This window comes from Sphingobacterium sp. UBA5670, from assembly GCF_002420705.1.
GTDB lineage: Bacteria > Bacteroidota > Bacteroidia > Sphingobacteriales > Sphingobacteriaceae > Sphingobacterium.
On record NZ_DIIM01000014.1, the window covers coordinates 92,280 to 113,592 of the forward strand.

The 21,313-nt window shown below is 39.5% G+C and carries 17 protein-coding genes; 13 read left to right on the plus strand and 4 right to left on the minus strand.

Going from position 1 to position 21,313, the window contains the following annotated elements:
- The first annotated feature begins 10 nt into the window (after positions 1 to 10).
- Positions 11 to 1,348 carry a sigma-54-dependent transcriptional regulator gene (locus tag B3C94_RS12390; protein ID WP_414712667.1) on the plus strand — a complete coding sequence of 446 codons (1,338 nt, stop codon included), beginning with the start codon at positions 11 to 13 and terminating at the stop codon, positions 1,346 to 1,348.
- Positions 1,345 to 3,078: a sensor histidine kinase gene (locus tag B3C94_RS12395; protein WP_293904050.1), complete on the plus strand. Its 1,734-nt coding sequence runs from the start codon at positions 1,345 to 1,347 to the stop codon at positions 3,076 to 3,078. Before B3C94_RS12390 ends, B3C94_RS12395 begins: the two co-directional genes overlap by 4 nt.
- Positions 3,079 to 3,219: 141 nt before the next feature.
- Here the strand turns inward: B3C94_RS12395 and yiaA are convergent, their stop codons facing one another.
- Positions 3,220 to 3,687, minus strand: coding sequence for an inner membrane protein YiaA (yiaA, locus tag B3C94_RS12400; RefSeq protein ID WP_293904052.1), 468 nt, complete (start codon positions 3,685 to 3,687; stop codon positions 3,220 to 3,222).
- Positions 3,688 to 3,828: 141 nt separating this feature from the next.
- Here yiaA and B3C94_RS12405 point away from each other — a divergent pair, with 141 nt between their 5' ends.
- Positions 3,829 to 5,340 carry a hypothetical protein gene (locus B3C94_RS12405; RefSeq protein WP_293904054.1) on the plus strand — a complete coding sequence of 504 codons (1,512 nt, stop codon included), beginning with the start codon at positions 3,829 to 3,831 and terminating at the stop codon, positions 5,338 to 5,340.
- Here B3C94_RS12405 and B3C94_RS12410 read toward each other — a convergent pair.
- Entirely contained in the window at positions 5,322 to 6,425 is a 1,104-nt protein-coding gene (locus tag B3C94_RS12410; protein ID WP_293904056.1) for a DUF695 domain-containing protein, read from the minus strand. The two genes, B3C94_RS12405 and B3C94_RS12410, sit on opposite strands and share 19 nt — an antisense overlap.
- A 233-nt stretch (positions 6,426 to 6,658) precedes the next feature.
- Here B3C94_RS12410 and B3C94_RS12415 point away from each other — a divergent pair, with 233 nt between their 5' ends.
- From B3C94_RS12415 to B3C94_RS12435, 5 genes are all read left to right on the plus strand, one after another.
- Entirely contained in the window at positions 6,659 to 7,165 is a 507-nt protein-coding gene (locus B3C94_RS12415; RefSeq protein ID WP_293904058.1) for a BON domain-containing protein, read from the plus strand.
- Positions 7,166 to 7,176: 11 nt separating this feature from the next.
- Positions 7,177 to 7,596: an SH3 domain-containing protein gene (locus tag B3C94_RS12420; RefSeq protein WP_046675658.1), complete on the plus strand. Its 420-nt coding sequence runs from the start codon at positions 7,177 to 7,179 to the stop codon at positions 7,594 to 7,596.
- Positions 7,597 to 7,823: 227 nt separating this feature from the next.
- Entirely contained in the window at positions 7,824 to 8,663 is an 840-nt protein-coding gene (locus B3C94_RS12425; RefSeq protein ID WP_293904061.1) for a hypothetical protein, read from the plus strand.
- A gap of 240 nt (positions 8,664 to 8,903) precedes the next feature.
- Positions 8,904 to 10,103 (plus strand): tyrosine--tRNA ligase, encoded by a 1,200-nt coding sequence (tyrS, locus tag B3C94_RS12430; protein WP_293904063.1) that lies wholly within the window; start codon positions 8,904 to 8,906, stop codon positions 10,101 to 10,103.
- A 133-nt stretch (positions 10,104 to 10,236) separates the two neighbouring features.
- On the plus strand, positions 10,237 to 11,994 hold the full coding sequence (locus B3C94_RS12435; protein WP_293904065.1) for an aromatic amino acid hydroxylase: 1,758 nt from the start codon (positions 10,237 to 10,239) through the stop codon (positions 11,992 to 11,994).
- A gap of 112 nt (positions 11,995 to 12,106) precedes the next feature.
- Here the strand turns inward: B3C94_RS12435 and B3C94_RS12440 are convergent, their stop codons facing one another.
- Both B3C94_RS12440 and B3C94_RS12445 read right to left on the minus strand, forming a co-directional pair.
- On the minus strand, positions 12,107 to 13,006 hold the full coding sequence (locus B3C94_RS12440; RefSeq protein WP_293904067.1) for a flavin reductase family protein: 900 nt from the start codon (positions 13,004 to 13,006) through the stop codon (positions 12,107 to 12,109).
- A gap of 11 nt (positions 13,007 to 13,017) precedes the next feature.
- On the minus strand, positions 13,018 to 13,992 hold the full coding sequence (locus B3C94_RS12445; RefSeq protein ID WP_293904069.1) for a fumarylacetoacetate hydrolase family protein: 975 nt from the start codon (positions 13,990 to 13,992) through the stop codon (positions 13,018 to 13,020).
- 317 nt (positions 13,993 to 14,309) lie between these two features.
- Between B3C94_RS12445 and B3C94_RS12450 the strand changes: the two genes are divergently transcribed.
- From B3C94_RS12450 to B3C94_RS12470, 5 genes are all read left to right on the plus strand, one after another.
- Positions 14,310 to 15,467 carry a homogentisate 1,2-dioxygenase gene (locus tag B3C94_RS12450; RefSeq protein WP_293904071.1) on the plus strand — a complete coding sequence of 386 codons (1,158 nt, stop codon included), beginning with the start codon at positions 14,310 to 14,312 and terminating at the stop codon, positions 15,465 to 15,467.
- 33 nt (positions 15,468 to 15,500) lie between these two features.
- Positions 15,501 to 16,628 carry a 4-hydroxyphenylpyruvate dioxygenase gene (hppD, locus tag B3C94_RS12455; RefSeq protein WP_293904073.1) on the plus strand — a complete coding sequence of 376 codons (1,128 nt, stop codon included), beginning with the start codon at positions 15,501 to 15,503 and terminating at the stop codon, positions 16,626 to 16,628.
- Positions 16,600 to 17,880 carry a Glu/Leu/Phe/Val dehydrogenase dimerization domain-containing protein gene (locus B3C94_RS12460; protein WP_293904075.1) on the plus strand — a complete coding sequence of 427 codons (1,281 nt, stop codon included), beginning with the start codon at positions 16,600 to 16,602 and terminating at the stop codon, positions 17,878 to 17,880. The genes hppD and B3C94_RS12460 overlap by 29 nt, the downstream gene beginning before the upstream one ends.
- An 817-nt stretch (positions 17,881 to 18,697) precedes the next feature.
- Positions 18,698 to 19,477 carry an N-formylglutamate amidohydrolase gene (locus B3C94_RS12465; protein ID WP_293904077.1) on the plus strand — a complete coding sequence of 260 codons (780 nt, stop codon included), beginning with the start codon at positions 18,698 to 18,700 and terminating at the stop codon, positions 19,475 to 19,477.
- Positions 19,467 to 21,302, plus strand: a complete 1,836-nt coding sequence (locus B3C94_RS12470; protein ID WP_293904079.1) for a flavohemoglobin expression-modulating QEGLA motif protein — start codon at positions 19,467 to 19,469, stop codon at positions 21,300 to 21,302. The genes B3C94_RS12465 and B3C94_RS12470 overlap by 11 nt, the downstream gene beginning before the upstream one ends.
- Positions 21,303 to 21,313 lie beyond the last annotated feature (11 nt).

The window sequence follows — 21,313 nt, forward strand, 5'->3', positions numbered from 1 at the left end:
AACGAAAATTGTGAATAGAGTTCTCCTTATAGACGACGAAGAGAAACTTCGGAAATTGCTGTCCAAAATCATTAGCTTGGAAGGTTTTGATGTTATTGAGGCAGGGGATATTAAATCGGGATTGAAAAAACTTGAAGTCAATGATGTAGATGTTGTTCTTTGTGATGTTAAGCTGCCTGACGGTAATGGGATTGAAACTGCTAAATTGATTAAGGAGCGGTATCCTATTGTGGAGGTTATCTTATTGACGGCTTACGGGAATATTCCTGATGGTGTAAAGGCAATAAAAAACGGCGCTTTTGAATACATTACGAAAGGAGATGACAACAATCGCATTATACCATTGCTTTATAAAGCTTGCGAAAAGGTTGCATTGGCTCGAAGGGTACAGCAGTTAGAAAAGCGACTAGGGGATAGACTTTCTTTCGATAAGATTATTGGAAAATCTAATGCGATTCAAGCGGCCATCGGAATGGCACAAAAAGTTGCTGTTACCAATACAACGGTTCTACTCACTGGAGAAACTGGTACCGGTAAAGAGGTTTTTGCACAGGCGATCCATCAGGCTAGTTCCAGAAGAGACCGTAATTTCGTGGCTATTAACTGCGCCGCATTTTCAAAAGATCTGCTGGAAAATGAGTTGTTTGGTCATAAATCTGGCGCTTTTACCGGAGCGACGAAAGATCAGCGCGGCTTGTTTGAAGAAGCTCATTTAGGTACTATATTTCTGGATGAGATCGGGGAGATGGCTTTGGAGCTGCAAGCTAAAATTCTTCGTGTTTTGGAAACGGGGGAGTTTTTGAAAGTAGGGGATTCCAAGCCAACGAAAGTGGATGTACGTATCATAGCTGCTACCAACAGAAATCTCGAAACTGAAATTGCTTCTGATCATTTTAGGAGTGATCTTTTTTACAGATTATCTGTTTTTACGATTGAATTGCCGCCGTTGCGTGAGCGGATACAAGATATTGTGCCGTTGGCGAAATATTACACTGATATTTTTGCTCTAAAATCCAATTTGAAACCTTTGCAGATGAGCCCTGCATTTGTGCAGGCATTGGAACACAATGGATGGCGCGGAAATATTCGTGAACTGAAAAATGTGATTGAACGCAGTGTAATTTTAAGTGAGGGCGGTATACTGGATGTTCAGAGTCTTCCTTTCGGAGAACGTGAGTTTAGAGAGGGGACGGGAGGCTTATCAAACTTTTCGATGGCCAACATAGAAAGGCAGCATATACAACGTGTATTGAAACATACGAATGGAAATAAAGCTGAGGCGGCTCGATTGTTAGAAATCGGTATAGCTACCTTGTATCGAAAAATTGAAGAATATAAAATCCAATGAAACTTAAAGCTAAGCTGACATTTGGGGTAGGTTTTTTATTTTTCATGATCTTGCTGCTTGCGATAGTGAGTGGCTATTATGTTTACTGGCTAAAAAAAGATACAAACAATATTTTAGTCGACAACTATAACACGTTGCATTACTCCCGGAATATGCTGTTGGCTTTGGAAGATCTTCGTACAAACGCGAACAGTGTTCAGCTATTTGAACATAACTTAATGCTCCAAAAGCGCAATGTGACGGAACCCGGGGAACGGGCTGTAACCGAACGTGTAAATCGTCACTTTTTGAGTTTAAAAAGAGAGACGAAAAATGCCACAGTGGTGGCCGATTTGCGTAAAGATATATTCCAGCTGATGTATCTTAATATGCAGGCGATTGAATACAAAAACATGATCGCCAATACAACAGCAGAAAAAGCTATTCTGGCGATCTCCATAGTAGGTGCGATCTGTTTTATGATTGCGTTTGTGTTGTTGGTTAATCTTCCCCTAGCTATTGCTGGTCCAATTGTACAATTAAGCGATAGTATTAAACAGATTGCTGCTGGGAATTATAAAATGAGGCTTCATTTTAAGCGAAAGGATGAATTTGGTGCGGTGGCAAAATCGTTCAACACAATGGCTCAAAAGCTCGAGGAATATACAGAAAGTAAATTAGGGAAAATTTTGCAGCATAAAAAGAGAATTGAAGCACTTATTGATAACATGCATGATGCTGTTATAGGGGTGGATGAGGAAAAAAGAGTGCTTTTTGCAAATGAACCTGCTTGTTTAATTTCGGGGTTAAAGCTTGCTGAATTTGAGGGAAAGAATTTGGAGGAAATTGGATCTTTTAATGATTTGATCAGAAACCTCCTCAACAAAATTAGCTCTTTGCATCAGGAATCCGGTCATCTGGGCTTGGTTCAGGTATTTGCTTCTGGAAAAGAAAACTATTTTGAGTTAGAGGTCATTGATATTAATGTTGTTCCAACAGGAGAGGAGAGTTCTCAATTTATCGGACAATTTATTTTGTTGAAGAATGTAACCAGTTTTAAGGAGCGTGATGTAGCAAAAACAAATTTTATTGGAACGGTCTCCCATGAATTGAAGACACCAATTGCTTCCATACGTATGGGGATCCAATTGTTAGAGAATAAGCGGGTCGGAGATTTGAATGAAGAACAAAAAGATTTGCTCGAAGGGATTGCTGATGATACAGCTCGTCTCCTGAAGATTACGGGAGAACTTTTGGATATTGCACAAGTGGAGAGCGGTACAATTCAGATGAAGCTGGCCCCAGCATCTATCGGACCGATTGTAGATTATGCACTTTTGGCCAATCGGTCGATGGTAGAGCAAAAACAAATACGGATAGACGTGCAATTGGAAAAGGATTTGCCGATGGTCTTTATCGATACCGAAAAGGCCGCATGGGTGTTGACGAATTTATTGTCCAATGCAATTCGGTATTCTGATGAAGGGGGAGTGATCGGTATTTCTGCCAAAAGGAAAGGGGCAAGGATACTTTTACTTGTTGAAGATCATGGTCAAGGAATTCCGTCGCAATATTTAACGAAAATTTTTGATCGCTATTTCCGTGTCCCAGGGAGTACAAAAGAAGGAACGGGTTTGGGCTTGAGCATAAGCAAGGAGTTTATCGAGAGCATGGGGGGAGAAATTGATGTACAAAGTGTTTTTGGAACTGGAAGTACATTTTTTGTTTACCTTCCGATTGCTCGGCCTTGACCATCAAACTAAAACCATTAGCCTACGACCACCAGCGTAAAAAAGGAAAAACTAAAATAACAAGCTCTTCCTTTTTTTTGTCCCAAAGGGGATTGAAAGATCCTGCGGCTTGCATTGCAGGGGCCACAGGATCGGCACCCGCTAAAGTTTTATTTCATTGTCATCGATAAGTTTTGCGTCGCGTGTGTTCTTTTGCACTGCGATTGCAGAGAATATACTCAATGAGAAGGACATCGCATAGAATCCTTTCTCACTTAAAAGCAGTTCTGCATTCCATAGGCCTACAGTTAATAGAACAACGGCGGCAATTGTTGCAAACCAGCTTAGACCATAATATAATTCGGTAACAGCGAGCCCTTCGGCTTTATCTCTGACACTTTTTTGAACGGAGATAACAGCAAACAGGGCAAACAGTAAAATTGTAAAATAATACCCTTTTTCGTTCAATGCCATTGTTGCATTCCATAAGCCTATACAATAGCCAACGGTTCCAACCAATAATGCGGTCCATGAAGCACCAATAAATGCGCCTGTTGGTTTAAATGGATTTCTTTTGTTTGAATCCCTTTCGGCTTTTTTTTCTTCAATCATGTTTTTTAGCGGTTCCATAATTTTCTTGTTTTAGTTTTAATTTGTTGTTGTTTTGTGACTCAAATATCTATAGGATCCAATTGTTTTTAAATTTAATTTTAAAAGAATACTGACGATATTATTTCGTTTTGTATATTTATTTAATTCTAAATTTTAGCTATGACAGATGCAATATCAAACTTACTATTACTGCTTAATAATGACGATAAAAAGGATTTTAAGGCTTTTTTGAAACGTAAAAACAAGCGAAATGATGTGAAAAATGTTAGGTTGCTAGAAATTATAGAAACTGACGATATAAATAGATTAAAAAAATTATATGATCCTACCAAAAATCGCAATGCTTACCATGCCTTGAGAAAGAGGCTTCATGAGAGTCTACTGTTTTTTCTTTCAAATAAGGTTTTTGAGCGGGACAACAGCGAGGCGCATGAAGCACTGAGACTGCTTGTTGTGGGCCGGTTTCTACTGGAAAGCCAGTTCATTAAGATTGGGTTTAAATGTCTTCAGCGAGCGGAAGATAAAGCGCTTCTTCTTGATCAGTTTAGTTTGTTGAACGAGATCTTGCAAACTAGATTACAATATGCTTATTTGGATCCAAGTGTCAATTTGAAATTGCTTGTCGATCATTTTGCTGAAAATCAACGGAAATTACAGCAAGAAGCAAAATTTCAGATTGCTTATGCTTTGTTGCGCGCGGAATTACAGGATATTCATTTGAAGGCAAAAATAGTTGATCTCAATAAGTTGATTCTGGATACGTTGAGTAAATACAGTATTTCCTTAAATGATCTTTTGTCATTTAAATCACTTTATCAACTGTTGTATATTGCGAATGAATATGCCGCAATTCATCAAAATTATGCGCTGGTCCGTTCTTTCTTAAAAACAGCAGATAATTTCCTGCGAAAACATCAGGAGCAGGCAGTCCTTCAGTTATTTTACTATCTCCATATCTTGTATTACCTGGCTAACTTCAATTTGCGGAACGGTTTTTTTAAGGAAAGTTTGCGTTATTTGGAACGGATGGATGTAGTTTTGTCGCAAGCAAGTCCTGCTTTTCGAACACAGTTTCAGCTGCGATGCCAATTGTTGAAGGCATTGAATTTTCATTATCTTGGCGATGGCGCACAAGGTCTTGCTCTGTTAAGGGAAGGGATCAATCAAGCGGCACCAAAGTCAAGTGAACTTGATCTCGCGGATCTGCAATTATGTTTGGTCATGTTTTTAACCCAATTCCGCGATAAAACTGCTTTAGTTGAGTTTCAAAAATTGACTCGAACAGACGCCTGGTATGAGAAAAAAATGGGGATGTTATGGACTATCCGGAAGAGCCTGTTCGAAATTCTGATCCACATCCAATTCGATCACATCGATTTGGCAACTTCGAAACTAAAGAGCTTTGTTCGCAGGTATAAAAAGTACCTGATGAGTGTCAATGAAAATAGAGTCATTGATTTTGCTAAATTGGTAGAAAAATATCTTTTAAATCCTACCGTCATTCAAGGGAAATCCTTTCGTGCAGCTGTCGAAGCTATGGTGAATCAAAAAGAAAATAAGGATTTATTTGTTATGGGGTTCGTTGCTTGGTTGAAGGCTTTTGTTGTTTCTGGAAGCCCTTATCAGGTTTTGTTGGATTTGATAAAAGAACCTTACTCTATTTGTGTATAAAATCGCTCGAAAGATTTCCAGTATTTATCTTTGTAGATGCTATAATCAATTTGGAGTTTTTCCTTGTACTGTTCGATTAACTGATCGATGGTCATGGAGATTTTTCGAAATTCTTTACAAGCTAGATAAATTTCCCTTAGATTATCAGCAGTTTCTCGGCCAATATTAAGAAAGCCAATATCATCTGGAAGGTTATTCATTAATTCCTCTTCAAACTTATCCATTAAATCGTAAGTTTCCTGATCTGGCATTCCATTGGTTGCGGTTCCATCATAGCTGATTTTTAGGGTAACGATCCAAGGATGAGAGGCTTTTCCATCCCAGTCCAGTAACGTTGTATTAATAATAGCCAAGATAGGTAGGTCGTTTTCTAATATACCTTCAAAGGCAGTATAGGTATCATCTGTGGTATTACGTCTTAGATCAGTGTATTTTTCCACAAATTCCTTTTCCCGCCAGATCAAATAATCTTTTAATTTGATCAGCGGAATCAACTCTTCAGTTGCGAGACCTGTTGAGGTCACATTCAGATTGTCTATGGAAATGATTGAGTTCAGTTCACCAATGTAATTGTCGAGGAATATTTCTATCCCATGGGCAATATTAGCCTTGTTCTCTTCCTTATAATCAGGGTGAACGATAACGATATCGACTTCATCCGGGTGATATTTATGCTGAATAGGGTAAAAAAACATATCCTTGATGTCAAAGGTAAATCCATACATGGAGATTTTGAATTTTGCCATATCCGCGATTGCGGGTTTTAGTGCCGTAAATTTCCAGCGGGGTAGTGATGGAGCAGAAGCAATCAGCTGTTCTACGAAAGCTATATTTTTGATGACTCCATCAGGAGTGACTACAAGTTCAGCCGTTTCATCGTCATACATGCCAGTTAAGAAATACAATTCCTTGCGAAGCGCATCGATCTTCGGTGCAAGCTTGCTGAAAAAATTCTGATCAATTTGTTCTCCACTTTTAACGACTTGAAAAAATGTCTTTTCATTTTTTATAAACCAGTCCCAAAAATCTCGTACACCGTCCTTTTTATTTTCTTTTTTACCAAAAATATTATTCAAAAATCCCATAATTAAAAGCTGTTCGATTGAGTCATTAAAGTTCGTATCTGTGTTTTAAAAGTACTTTTATAGCCTAGAGGAGAAAATGATCCGAACGAAATAATCACGAAGACCTCTGCTTCTAAATTTAATTATATAATTACGATCCGGCAAGAGAATTTAAGTTTAAAAATAATTGGACAAACAATTGTGATGGGAGTTTGTTAGGTTTATTGTTGGAATTATAAATTAAAATTGGTCTTATGAAATTTAGTAAATTAACATTTTGTCTATTGGCAACGACAGCTGTACTTTCTTTTATGTCCTGCAAATCAGGGTTGTCTGACGATAAGCTGGAGGAAAAAATAGAAAATGCGCTTACTGGCCGTAAAACAGTGGACGTTGAAGTTGAAAAAGGAAAAGTTATCTTAAGCGGTACTGTCACTTCGGAGGAAGAAAAACAACAAGTGGAATCGATTGCTAAGACAGCAGGAGATAAAGACGTTAAGTCTATTGAAAACAATATTATCGTTAGCGCACCCGTGTCATCGACACCAGCTCCTATTGAGGTATCCAATAATGACGCGGTACTTGGCGCGGCGGTGAATACGTTTATGAAGGATTTCCCTTCCGTGCAGGCAAGTGTAAAAGACGGTGTGATCGCTGTTACGGGTACTTTGGAGCAGTCTAAGATAATAACCTTAAAACAGGGACTGGATAACTTGAATCCCAAAAAAGTGGATCTAAGCGGTATTGTTGTCAAAAAATAAATAACGAAACTATGTCATTGCAAGAAAAATATAAGGTTCTTTTGGATACGGCTCAATCTTCAGGTGTAAATGACCTGAATTATGCCGAAATGGATGGTGTATTGCAGATTAGAGGTACTGCACCTACTGCAGATGTGAAAAATAAGCTGTGGGAAATCTACGGTAATATAGATCCTAATTTCCAAACTGGAGATGTGGTACTGAATGTAGATGTAGCTACAGAAGTGCCGGGAAGTCAGGTGAAGGTCATTACGGAAAATAGCAACTTGAATATTAGAAAAGGTCCTGGTACAGATCAGCCTATTGTAGGCAAAGCTGCTAAAGGAGAAATCATCACTTTGATCAGTAAGGCTAATGATCAATGGTGGCTGGTCAGAACCAAAGATAATGAGGAGGGCTATTGTTATGCCCAGTATTTAGAATCTGTTTAGATGCTGGATGTTGTGCGCGCCTTCGGTGCGAACATTGCTAGACCTTGATTATAAGGAGAATTGTCGGTCGATAATTCTCCTTTTTTATTGTCTGCGTAAGCTTTTAATAGATGTGTAATAGCGTATTGTAAATACATTTTTATTAGAAAAGTATTCTGAGAAGCAGTCCTATTTTAATTTTTGGTGTAATAATTGTATTATTGTTATTGCAACAATTTTATTACATTATGTCGAAATCACTTTTTATTACATTATTACACCTGTGTTTAGCTGTTCAATTGGGAGTTGCACAAGAGTATGTTCGATTAGATAAGGATAGTTACCAGCTTCATTTATCAGAATATCCAAAGGATACGATCCGGATATTGGAAAAAGGTAAAGGAACGAAGTTGAAACCGGGTAAATATATTCTGCAGAAGAATCAATTTATGGGACTTTCCAATGCATTTATTTCGATCAATCAAGAAGGTATAGTAGAGGGTGATTTTAAGATTGAAAAAGACGGGAAGCAAGGTGTTGTTGTGGTACGACATGGTGTAATGCAGCAAATGAATGTAAAATCTGCCACGTTACCAGACTTACAATACACAATAACGGATACTTCAAGTGTGCAACGAAATTTTAAGAATGGGAAAATCAGTCAGGAAAAAATGGTATTCTACGGAGTTGCAAATAAGGGAAAAAAAATAACAAAGGTCTTTTTTGATAATTATTATACGATTGAAAATGATTTTGACCATACCAGAGCTGACTATCGATTAGACAATACCTTAATGTACAGTGCCAAATTGAATTGTGGTGGGCAGATACAGGAATCAAAGTCTTACGATGCTCATGGCCAATTACTAAAACATACCTACCGGAAAGCTAAGGTTGATTATACAGATTTATATCAGAATAATAATCTTGTGGAGCGGAAATATAACCTTAATAATTGCTTTTACCATGAGTATTTTAAGAATTCATTGCTCGTGCAAAAGGTAGTGGAAAAAAAGGATAAAGGGAATACCCAAAAGTATGTTTATAATGCCTCGGGAAAATTGATGGATAAAAATACGGGTGGTTAATTGAAAATCGTAAGTCGGATCTGTTAGGAGATCGCAATATTTTTGCATTTTAAAAATATAGCGCTACCTTTGTCAAGCAATGAAGAAAATGAACAACATATTACGTCTTCCATTTTTCTTTAATTATTATCGCCCGATAATCGTTCGGGACCCCTATGCCTATTAAATTAAGAAATTCAATTATTATTTATAGCTAAGCCCGAACATAACGTTCGGGCTTTTTTTATTTTATATAACATCATGTTAAAAGAGTTAGAAGAAAACATCGAAATTATTTTACCGAAGGAAGGACTTGCATCGAAGTTGAAGGAGGCTGAAGAAGAGAACCGTCCATTGATTATAAAACTTGGTTTTGATCCCACAGCGCCGGATCTTCATTTAGGGCACGCTGTAGTGTTGAAGAAACTACGTCAGTTTCAGCAGTTGGGGCACGAAATCGTGATACTGGTGGGCAGTTTTACCGCTCGGATCGGAGATCCTACGGGAAAAAATAAAGCACGTAAACCTTTATGCGCGGAGGAAATCGCTCTAAATGCGGCAACCTACATTGCGCAACTGTCTAAAATTATTGATGTCTCACAAGCAAGAGTTGTTTTTAATGGAGACTGGCTGGATCAGCTAAATTTTACAGAAGTCATTCAGCTTGTATCAAAAGTCACGGTTGCTCAGCTGATGCAGCGTCATGATTTTAATAAGCGCTTTAACGAGAATCAATCGATAGCCATGCATGAGTTGCTTTACCCGATATTGCAGGGCTTTGACTCTGTACATATCAAAAGCGATATTGAAATGGGCGGAACGGATCAAATGTTCAATTGCACCATGGGCAGACAGCTGCAGGAATCTTTTGGGCAGAAGCCACAAATAGTACTGTGTATGCCCTTGTTGCGTGGGTTGGACGGAAAGGAAAAAATGAGCAAATCATTAAACAACACGATCGGTCTTTTGGATGAGCCAAATGACATGTTTGGTAAAACCATGTCAATTCCAGATCATTTAATTCCAGAATATATTGACTTAACAACAGATTTCAATCAGGAAACCAAACTTGGAATGAAGGCCCGTATTGAAATGGGCGAAAATCCAATGGAAATTAAGAAACTTATAGCACATAATCTTGTCGCCCAATACCATGGAGCTGAGTTTGCTGCTCATGCAGCTGATTTTTTTGTCAAACAATTTCAGAGCAAGAAATTGGAAGAAAAAGCTTTTGTAGAGGTATCGGGTCAAACATTGCGGGAACAGTTTGGTGAAAAGGCTAAACTGGTCGATCTGTGTCTTTTCCTGAAAGGGCTGACGAAGTCGGCGATAAGAAGGTTGATTATCGGCGGAGCAGTGCAGATCGACTCCATAAAACAGCTGGATCCCGAGCTGTCAGTTGATTTAGATCCAGGGCTTAAAATTAAATTAGGTAAAAGAACTTATTTTAAAGTTGTTTAGTAAGGTTTGTGAAGGTATACTTTTGTAATATTTTGCGAAAAGCAATAAATTAACATGATGGTTCTTTCTCAAACCATAAATAATTTCTACCTTCATATAGAAGTCTCAAACTTTATTTTCATACCAATTATAGATGGAAACATACAATAACATTGTTTTGGAGCGGTTACCCAAACATTTGAAACGCCATGTAGTCGCTCAGCGATATGAACGTTATACCGCGCTGGATCAGGCTTTGTGGCGTTATGTCATGCGTCAGAATTATTCTTTTTTGAAAGATGTAGCGTATTACCCTTATATCCCGGGATTGAAGAAAGCAGGATTATCAATTGCGACCATCCCAAACCTGCAGGATATGAACGATAGTCTAAAGTTAATTGGCTGGGGAGCTGTGACAGTAGATGGATTTATTCCGCCAGCTGCTTTTATGGAATTTCAGGCGCATCGCGTACTGGTTATTGCCGCAGACATACGTCAATTGGAGCATATCGAATATACTCCAGCGCCGGATATTATTCACGAATCTTCTGGGCATGCCCCTATAATAGGTGAGCCAGATTATGCTGCATACCTGCAGTATTTTGGGGAAGTCGGGACAAAAGCACTTTCTTCGGGAAAAGATTTTGAACTCTACGAAGCTATTCGTCACCTATCTATTTTGAAAGAACATGCAACAACAACTGTGGATGAGTTGGCGGCTGCAGAAAAGAATCTGCAGACCGTTCAGGATAATATGGGGGAGCCCTCGGAGATGGCACTGTTGAGTAGGTTGCATTGGTGGACAGTAGAATACGGACTTATTGGTGATCTTCATTCACCCAAAATTTACGGAGCTGGTTTACTGTCTTCCATTGGAGAAAGCGCGAGCTGCATGCAAGAAGATGTACCTAAGTTGCCCTATGGTTTAAATGCGATCGAATATGTGTATGATATTACCAAACCACAGCCGCAGCTATTTGTTACACCAGATTTTGAACATCTAAAAATCGTGTTGGATAAATTTGCTGATACCATGGCCTTTCGAGTAGGAGGCAAACAGAGCGTTGATAAAGCTATTGACTGTCGTGCTGTGTGCACGGTGCAATATAGTTCTGGTCTGCAAGTATCGGGAGTTTTTAAATTAGCCAACGCAGATCAAAATCTTTCGTATATCCAGACACAGGGACCTACAGCTTTGGCATTCGCGGGTAAACAGCTCGAAGGCCACGGGATAGAATATCATAGCGAAGGATTTGGATCTCCAGTAGGAAATTTGAGCGGTGCAGATCATGATCTAGAAGATTTTGATGACGCAACATTGATTCAATATGGCATAGTTGAAGGCCAGCAGTGTCTGTTAAACTTTGCTTCGGGGATTACCGTCGCAGGAACTGTTCAACGGATTTTTCGTCAATTTGACAAGATTGTTTTGATTTCATTTATAGGATGTGAGGTATATCGTGGCGATAGGGAAGAGGTGTATTTTAAACCTGAATGGGGAACATACGATATGGCTGTCGGAGCGGAAATAGTATCTGTATTTGCGGGTGCTGCTGATAAAGATGCGTATGAAGCCCTGGAAGAACCTCGGGATCAGGCTTCATCTTCCAGGGCTAATGAAACCGAAGATGTAAAGCTCGTGAATCTCCATGCTGCGATACGCAACTTGCGAGACAAAGGATTTGATCAAAAAGCTTGGCTTGATATCTTCAATCTCCTGGGATCGGAAAATGCGAATCATTGGTTAGGTTTGGTTGAGTTATTTGAAATCGCCTGGGCGAATGATGCAGAGGAGTTGACTCATCTGGCAGAAAAGAGACTTTTGGAATTTTTTACGCTATATCCACATTTGAAAAAACTGATTGATGATGGGCTGCGTGTGGCAAAGGAGGAAGATTTAAATAATTATTGAAAAATATTTCTTCCAAAAGGTTGCTATTAGACTCTTTGGAGGAGTATAGTAAGCTCCAAAAAATAGGACTATACAACAGTTTGAACGTCCTATTTTCTGGAGCTTACTTATATTATCCCTTTAATAAAATTTGCCAGGCTTTATCAAGCTGGCCTGCATCTAATAGCTGTGCGGCATATTCATGAACTTTTTGGCTGAATTTCGATGGGCTGTCTTCAAAGTTTAGTTTCAGGTAGTTTAAGTATTTATCTGCTGGCTGTGTCTCTTTTAATGTAGGTAGTGCTTCGACATTGGCCAACAATCCCAGGTGATTTCCGGTCAGTACTGTAGAAAATCTAATTTTTTCCGGAAGTTGATCTATGCCAATTCCCAGGCTACGGAGGGGCTTCGGTACAATAAATAGGTTTTCATCGGTGACGCGGCAGTACCAGTCCCCACCGAGTCTTGCCACAAGGTCTAAATCTTTTTGTTGAATGGTATTGTCTTTGCCCAATAAGTGTTTGTGGATATGCATATAGAGGATTTCGGCAATAACAAGATTACCAGCCCCTGGTTCATCGCTTAAAGCGATAATTTCTCTAACCCGACATTCCAGCTGAACTGGAGATTCGGCTACCCGTGGTGGCGAAACCTGAATAGAGGGGACAGCAGTAAAACCCGACTTATCGAATTCATTTATTTCTTTCCCATATTCGGTGCTGGCAAGAGATTGCTGCTGCACCATATCGTAGTTGACAATATTGATGACGACTTCCTTAACTTGCTGTATATTATCCAATGTATGCTTCGTACTGCCGTCGCGCATCCGCCGCAGTGGCGAGAAAATGCAGATAGGCGGTTGATGGGACATCAGGTTGAAATAGCTAAAAGGACTTAAGTTGACTTGTCCATTGCGATCTATCGTACTTGCAAAACAAATTGGTCGCGGTGCAATAGCATATTTAATTAAATTATCGATGATAGCTTTGTCCGCTACAGACTCAAAGGTGATCGTTTCGAAAGATGAGGTCATATTCGGTAGATTTATGAATGGTATAATACAATAGAATTGGAGAGTTTTCCGAGCGCGGTGATCTCCAACTCAATCTCATCGCCAAGGTTGAGCCATTGATCTTTGTGGTTAGGATTCTCGATGCGTGCAGTGCCATTAAGTTCGAGAAAGCAACCTGTACCAACAGTGCCTGAACCGATCACATCACCGGGGAAGATCTGTACACCATAAGAAACCCGCTCAATAATTTCTGCAAAAGTCCAGTGCATGCTCGCAAAATTACCCGCTGAAACCTGTCTGCCGTTTACTTTACAAGTCATATCGAGATCATAACAGTTACCAATATGCCCTTCGGCTGGTTGAATTTTGTAAGGCTCCAATTCATCTTTGGTAACTAACCAAGGCCCAATTGCTGTTGCAAAATCTTTGCCCTTGGCAGGGCCCAAACTCAATTTCATCTCTTCCATCTGCAATTTTCTTGCACTAAAATCATTCATGATCATGAATCCGGCAATATACTCATCTGCCTTGGCCGCAGGGATGTTGATTCCTGGCTTATTGATGACGATGGCGATCTCAAGTTCGAAATCAAGTTGATCTAAATGTAAGGGCATACAGTGAATAGGCCCCGGACCTTGTATTGCCTGATGATTTGAAAAATAAAAAACAGGAAATTTGTCAAATTCGGGGATCATTTCAAGTCCACGGTTTCTTCTTGATGTTGCCACATGCTGACGAAATGCGTAGGCATCACGGAAAGAGGCTGGATGAGGTACCGGAGCGATAAGCTGTGTGTCCTGTAACCGATGATATGGTCTTTCGATCATTCCCTGGACCAAAGAACGCTCAAATTCCTGGAGCTTACTCATGGCCTTTTCTCCACCTTTTAGGAAATCAGACATATTTTTGGGGAGGGTTTGATCGATTGCTGAGCAACGATAAAATCGGTCGTTTATGACAATCCCCAATTCCTCCTGACCTTCTTTAATGCTAGTGACAATTCTCATATATAGTGTGTTCTATTTGGTTATTCAATGCTGTTAGCATTTGACACAAATATATTGTATAAGATTTGAAAAAAATATTTCTTCTCTTGAAAATAGAAAAATATGCTTACCTTTATTAAAGTATTATAAACTATAAATAATGATCAATCGTGGCGTACATCGCTTTGCGTTCTCCATGCCCTATATTGCTTTTAATAGAGCAATTATAGCTGATATCGTTTTTGCACAATACTAATCTTCTCTTTTACTACTTGCCGATAGTTCTATTGGCAATTTGGATATTCATTTAATTTTATAACCGTTTAAATCGTAGAATTATGCCATTTTATGTTAAACAAGGGCAAATTCCAATGCAGCGACATACTGTTTTTAGAAAGCCCGATAATACGCTTTATGCTGAGGAACTCGTATCCACCCATGGTTTTTCCAGTCTTTATTCTTTGGTGTATCATTGCCACCCGCCTACATTAGTCAAGCAAATTAGGGAACCTTACGATGTATCGCCCAAGATTGCCCGGGATAAACATCTTAAACATACCAGCTTAAAAGGATTTCAGGTACAGGCAAAAGATGATTATCTCGAAAGCCGAACGCCCGTCCTGGTTAATCAGGACCTGCATATATCCTTGGCAGCTCCTCGCCGGTCCATGGACGACTATTTCTATAAAAATAGCCAGGCAGATGAGATTGTCTTTATTCATCAAGGGAGCGGAAGATTAAAAACTGGATATGGAAATATCCCATTTAAATATGGTGATTATTTAGTTATTCCCCGGGGAACGATTTATCAAATGGAATTTGAGCAGGAAAATAACCGGTTGTTTATCGTTGAATCGTTTTCTCCTGTGCGCACGCCAAAACGGTATCGCAATGAATTTGGTCAATTGATGGAACATGCTCCCTTTTTTGAACGCGATATTCGAGTACCTCAAAATTTGGAAACCTTTGATGAGTTGGGTGATTTCGAAGTGAAAATCAAGAAACAAGGGATGATTTATCCGTATGTCTACGGAAGTCATCCATTTGATTTTATTGGCTGGGACGGCTATCATTATCCATGGGCCTTTTCGATCCATGATTTTATGCCGATAACGGGTAAGCTACATCAGCCACCACCTGTCCATCAGACCTTTGAGACTGACAACTTTGTACTGTGCAGCTTTTGTCCACGGATGTATGATTATCATCCCCATTCGATTCCTGCACCGTATAATCATAGCAATGTAGATTCGGATGAAGTCCTGTACTACGTCGATGGCGATTTTATGAGCAGAAAATCGGTTGAAAGAGGGCAGATTACCCTGCATCCCGGTGGTATACCTCATGGACCTCATCCAGGGACAGTGGAAAAAAGCATCGGACAGGTTAAAACTGAAGAGCTGGCTGTGATGATCGATCCTTTTCGACCATTGATGCTGACAGAAGAAGCGCTCAGTATAGAAGATCCAGATTATTATAAGTCTTGGATGAGTTAGATTAATAAAAGAAGAGTAACCTTTATATAAATTATGGCAAATACATTTGCGGAAAAGATTGCCCAAGCGCAAGATTTTCTACCTATCAATGGGACCGATTATATTGAATTTTATGTTGGTAATGCCAAGCAAGCGGCGCATTACTACAAGACAGCTTTTGGCTTCCAGTCGGATGCTTACGCCGGACCTGAAACCGGAGTTCGCGATCGGGTATCCTATGTGCTAAAACAGAATAAAATACGTTTGGTGCTTACTACGGCGCTGAAATCTGACCATCCCGTCGCAGAACATGTTAAGAAACATGGTGATGGCGTTAAAATATTAGCGCTCTGGGTAGATGATGCCCGAAAATCATTTGAGGAAACAACAAGAAGAGGGGCAAAGGTATATCAGGAACCACAGCTTCTGAAGGATGAAAACGGGGAAGTCTGGACTGCCGGTATCTATACCTACGGCGAAACGGTCCATCTATTTGTCGAACGGCGGAATTATTCCGGTACATTTATGCCGGGATATGAAAAATGGGAAAGTGATTACAATCCAAGCGAAACAGGTTTGCTTTATGTCGACCATTGTGTTGGTAATGTCGGCTGGAACAAGATGAACGAAACCGTGAAATGGTACCAGGATGTCATGGGCTTCGTTAATATCCTGTCTTTCGATGACAAGCAGATCAATACCGAGTATTCCGCGCTAATGAGTAAAGTGATGAGTAATGGAAATGGCTATGTTAAGTTCCCGATTAACGAGCCTGCCGAAGGAAAAAAGAAGTCGCAGATTGAAGAATACCTTGAGTTTTACGAGGGTGAAGGTGTACAGCATGCTGCTTTGGCAACGAAAGATATTGTTGCTACCGTGAAAGCACTTAAAGCAAGAGGAGTAGAGTTTTTGGGTGCCCCACCCGAAGCATATTATGACATGTTGCCGGAAAGAGTTGGAAAAATTGATGAAGAAATACGGATCATTCAAGAACTTGGAATTCTGGTAGACCGTGACGAAGAGGGGTATTTGCTGCAGATTTTCACAAAGCCTGTAGAGGACAGACCAACTTTATTTTATGAGATCATCCAGCGAAAAGGAGCACAAAGCTTTGGTGCAGGAAATTTTAAGGCCCTTTTTGAAGCTATAGAACGTGAACAGGAACGTCGAGGAAATTTATAGTAGTATGGAAGGGATGAAGGAATTATTAAGGGCGTTTGAGCATAAAAGCCCAGAAATTGTTTTCGAATGGAAAGATAGCGAGACGGATGCAAGGGGATGGATTGTGATCAATTCTTTGCGTGGGGGTGCTGCCGGTGGTGGAACGCGGATGCGGCCTGGATTGGATAAGCATGAGGTAGAATCTTTGGCAAAAACAATGGAGGTCAAATTTACGGTTTCGGGCCCCGCAATTGGGGGAGCAAAATCAGGGATTGATTTCGATCCACATGACCCCAGGAAAAATGAAGTTTTAGAACGTTGGTTTAAGGTTGTTACACCGCTATTAAAAAACTATTATGGGACAGGTGGGGACCTGAATATAGACGAAATTCATGATGTTATTCCATTGACGGAAGAATATGGACTGTGGCATCCCCAAGAAGGAATTTTGAATGGGCACTTTAAGGTGAATGAAAGCAATCGCATTCACCAAATTGGACAACTGCGTTATGGAGTTTCCAAAGTATTGGAGGATAGCTCCTACAGTCCAGATCTGAAACGAAAGTACAAAGTGGCAGATATGATCACTGGTTATGGCGTGGCAGAGTCAATTCGTCACTACTACGAGCTCTTTGGATCGCATTGTGCTGGAAAACGTGCGGTGATTCAAGGTTGGGGAAACGTGGCTGCCGCAGCAGCATTTTATCTGTCGAAACTAGGGGTTAAAATTGTCGGAATAATCGATCGTGCTGGCGGATTGATCAGTCCGGAAGGATTTAATGAACAGGATATTACACGTTTATTTCTAGAGCGAAAAGGTAATGAACTCTGCTCACCGGATCTGATTCCTTTTGATCAGATACAGAAAGAAATTTGGAACTTGAAAACCGATATTTTTGTGCCGGCAGCGGCATCCCGATTAGTTTCAAAAGATCAGATCCAACATCTGATCAGTCATGGGCTTGAGGTGATTGCTTCCGGTGCAAACGTTCCATTTGCAGATCAGGAAATATTTTATGGGCCTGTCATGGAGTTTGCCGACCAGCATGTCGCGGTTATACCAGACTTCATTGCCAATTGTGGGATGGCGAGAGTATTTGCCTATTTAATGCAACGCAATATCGAAATTAGTGATGATGCAATTTTTTCGGACGTTTCTAAAGTGATTTTTGAAGCACTCAAAAAAATCAAGGCAGTTTCTCCGCATAAGACTCATATTTCGTCAAGAGCCTACGAAATTGCTCTGAAGCAATTGGTGGAAACGGTCAGCTAAATATAAAAAGACGGTTTCTACGTTATACAGCGTACAACTATCAAAAAAAACACTTGAAGCGGGGAACTTCAAGTGTTTCTAACTAACCAATTATTAACCTAAATTTATGAATACTCAAAACAATGCAATACCTATGCCAAAACTTATTTTCTTTGCGTGAACATATTGTCATTTTTTTGTTATTAAAATTTCTGTATGTGTTGGAGTTTCTTTACACGGACTAAATGAATGAAAACGTTTTTTTAAAATCCATATGCTGACCTATTGATGGATAATTTGAAAGGTTTTTAGTGAAATATTTTCCTTTGTAATTGTTATAAGTGGTTAATAAACAGAAACTCCTGAAGCGGGGAGCAACAGGAGTTTTCCTAACCAATTATTAACCTAAATTTATGAAAAGTACTTATATAACGTAGTAGGTTTGAAAAATGTTTCAGTGGATATCACTTTTTTTTATTTTTTAACATATTTTAATTGTTTAGTATTGATTCTCAGTAAAATATTCTAATATTTATTTTGTTTTCTTTTTAGAAAAATAAAAAACCTGCTAGCGGGGACTAACAGGTTTTTTATAAACTAACTAAATTATTAACCTAAATTTATGAAACTACAAGACAATATTCAAGAAGGATGCCAATGTGCCTAATTCCTCTGTTTGTTTAACGATTTTTAACGCTTTTCTGAATGGAATAATTGGGGGCATTATTTCGGCGGAAATCTAGTTAAATTTCAAACCTTTTGTGAGCGACATGCGTTTATTTAAGCGAAAGATCACTGCTTATCTGGCATGGATCATAAACTGTTTAAAAAAAAGTACATGTCGCTAACATATCTCTATCAATTGGAACGCTATGAGAGTCCTTTTTGGGCTTTTGCTATTCATGATGGTCATCACGTTGATGAGCGTTTAATTCCGCATTACAATATTTCGGAAGACGAACGATTGCGCGAGGAAGATCCTTACACAGCCATTTTGGCAGAGCTCCCGTTTAATCGATTCTTGTCAGGAACTTCCAGGTTTCAGCTGGATCTGAACAGAAAGCGAGAAGATGCAATTTATTTGAGGCCCGAACAGTCATGGGGAATGCATGTATGGCGATCTGATTTGCCCGATGATTTAAAAAGTCAGTTATATGAGACTTATGATCGGGTGTATGAGGAAATCAACCGGGAGATTGAGCGTACTATTGATCGTTATGGTTATTTCCTTGTATACGATATTCATAGTTACAATATGCGGCGCGAGGGGCCAGAAACAAAGTTGGATAACACGGCTAATCCGCAAATTAACATAGGGACATCTCATAATCAGGGTAAATGGCGTAAGCTGACGGATCAGTTCATCAGAGCTATTCAGTCTGGGAGGGAGGGGCAAACTTATGATGTTCGCGAGAATGTGAAATTTAAGGGCGGATTTCTTTCGGCATATCTGAATGATAGATTCGGCGATAAGGGCTGTGTTTTTTCTATAGAGTTCCGAAAGGATTTTATGGACGAATGGACTGGGGAAGTATATCCACAAAAACTTCAGGAATATAAGCAACTTCTCTTGCAAAGTATAGAGACCTTAGAAAACTATTTTGCCTATGAAAGATAATGCTAAACAGCTTGCTGGCATTCTAAAGAAGATCAAAAATAAAGAGGTTTTCCATGTACAGATCCCTCCTAAAAATAAATTGGTTTTTAATCAGGTTGTGCCTTACCTCTTCTTGTATAGACAGTTTTTTAGTCAGGATCCCATGCTTTCGGAGTTGGTCAAATCAGAACCCGCTTATTTTAAGGTGAGAGATCCGCAGATGAATGTTTCGGAATGGATCGCTCCAATTCTCAATCAACTTGTCGAAGAGTTTGGCGCCTGTTTGATTATTGAAGCTTGGGCTGCCGATGCAGCACAGGAAGAAGATATTCAAATTCATATTGCGCGAAAGAATGTACAGGCAATTGCACAATATCTCGGTAAGCAATTGAGCACCGAAGAATCGATCGCCAAGGTTGAGATATTGACAGATTCAAAAACCAATGCTACCCAAAGTTTATCGCCGTCAAGTGTACAGTTAGATAATCTGAATACCAATATATTTTACATGGGGCTGGAAATAAAGCCGAAGTATTTACTAGGTGTTGATCAGCAGATCTTACCGATAGACCTTCGTCATTTCCGTGAAGCCATATCAAGGAGCCTATCTAAAACATTCTTCGAATTCATTCGTATCCATACCTTATCTAAACCTACTGCATTTAAAATAAGTCAGCCTAAAAAGATGCTTCCTTTGGCCTGGGAAATTGATCAAAAATTGGCCCGGGAAAGCCAAAGGTTTGATTTCCTGTTATTAATTACTCCGACAAATTCTTATGATGCATGGCTTCAGTTTAAAAAAGGTAACTATCGAAAAACACCTGTTTTTCGATATCGGCCCATGCCTATTGATCCGGATATTATCAAGAGAAATCTCTATAACTTGCATATCGAAGATTTATTCGACCCTTCTATTGCTTATTTATTTCGTGACAAACGAAAGGAACTCGATCAGATGATGACGATGCTAAGTGAAAGGGGAAAAGAAGGTTTTCTCTTGGGAAGCATGCAAGTTTTTGGTACAGTCAATGAAAAATTGTTGGAAAGGGCCCAGGCAATTCTCACAATTACCACAACCGATCGAGAAGTGAAAACAAAAGAGGAGGATATTGTCTATGCGGATGAGTTTGCTAAACTAGCTCAGGAAGAACTGGATTATTTGAAAATCCAAGACCCAAATTTTGGGACTACCGTGCGACTTCGGGATGATATTTATGGGGTGATGGTCAATCAGGGCGTGCTCAATATCAGTAAGCAGTATAGTTTGCCGCGAAATAGGGTAAAGGCACTCATTCAGCATGAGGTTGGTACACATATCGTCACTTACTACAATGGGAAACAACAGCCGTTCAGTCTTTTCAGATTAGGGGTTCCCGGTTATGAGAAACTTCAGGAAGGTCTCGCCGTACTTGCCGAATATCTGGTCGGCGGACTGACAAACAATAGACTACGTATTCTGGCAGGAAGAGTTATCGCCGTCCATCATATGCAGCAAGGGAATTCTTTTATTGATACGTTTTCAGTTTTGCTTGATAAGTATCAATTTTTGCCTGAAACGGCTTTCCAAATGACGATGCGTGTATACAGGAGCGGTGGACTGACCAAAGATGCATTATACTTGAGCGGTTTAATCGAATTGACGAATTATATTAAAAGCGGGCGAGATCTATCGCTACTGACCATGGGGAAAATTCGGGAGGATTATATCCCGATTGTCGAAGAACTGATGTTAAAAGGTGTATTGAGAGCTCCGGCTTTAACCCCAAGATACCTAACGGAGCCGTATAAAGAGGCATTGATACAACTCAAAAAGAACAATAATGGAATATTTCAAATGATTCAATAATCGGATATTTT

Coding starts and splice junctions, on each gene's coding strand:
- B3C94_RS12440 (WP_293904067.1), bottom strand. CDS start 13,006: ATGACCTCATCTTTCGAAACGATCACCTTTGAGTCTGTAGCGGACAAA.
- B3C94_RS12450 (WP_293904071.1), top strand. CDS start 14,310: ATGCCATTTTATGTTAAACAAGGGCAAATTCCAATGCAGCGACATACT.
- B3C94_RS12470 (WP_293904079.1), top strand. CDS start 19,467: ATGAAAGATAATGCTAAACAGCTTGCTGGCATTCTAAAGAAGATCAAA.
- B3C94_RS12410 (WP_293904056.1), bottom strand. CDS start 6,425: ATGGGATTTTTGAATAATATTTTTGGTAAAAAAGAAAATAAAAAGGAC.
- B3C94_RS12395 (WP_293904050.1), top strand. CDS start 1,345: ATGAAACTTAAAGCTAAGCTGACATTTGGGGTAGGTTTTTTATTTTTC.
- B3C94_RS12420 (WP_046675658.1), top strand. CDS start 7,177: ATGTCATTGCAAGAAAAATATAAGGTTCTTTTGGATACGGCTCAATCT.
- tyrS (WP_293904063.1), top strand. CDS start 8,904: ATGTTAAAAGAGTTAGAAGAAAACATCGAAATTATTTTACCGAAGGAA.
- B3C94_RS12405 (WP_293904054.1), top strand. CDS start 3,829: ATGACAGATGCAATATCAAACTTACTATTACTGCTTAATAATGACGAT.
- B3C94_RS12445 (WP_293904069.1), bottom strand. CDS start 13,992: ATGAGAATTGTCACTAGCATTAAAGAAGGTCAGGAGGAATTGGGGATT.
- yiaA (WP_293904052.1), bottom strand. CDS start 3,687: ATGGAACCGCTAAAAAACATGATTGAAGAAAAAAAAGCCGAAAGGGAT.
- B3C94_RS12415 (WP_293904058.1), top strand. CDS start 6,659: ATGAAATTTAGTAAATTAACATTTTGTCTATTGGCAACGACAGCTGTA.
- B3C94_RS12435 (WP_293904065.1), top strand. CDS start 10,237: ATGGAAACATACAATAACATTGTTTTGGAGCGGTTACCCAAACATTTG.
- hppD (WP_293904073.1), top strand. CDS start 15,501: ATGGCAAATACATTTGCGGAAAAGATTGCCCAAGCGCAAGATTTTCTA.
- B3C94_RS12465 (WP_293904077.1), top strand. CDS start 18,698: ATGTCGCTAACATATCTCTATCAATTGGAACGCTATGAGAGTCCTTTT.
- B3C94_RS12425 (WP_293904061.1), top strand. CDS start 7,824: ATGTCGAAATCACTTTTTATTACATTATTACACCTGTGTTTAGCTGTT.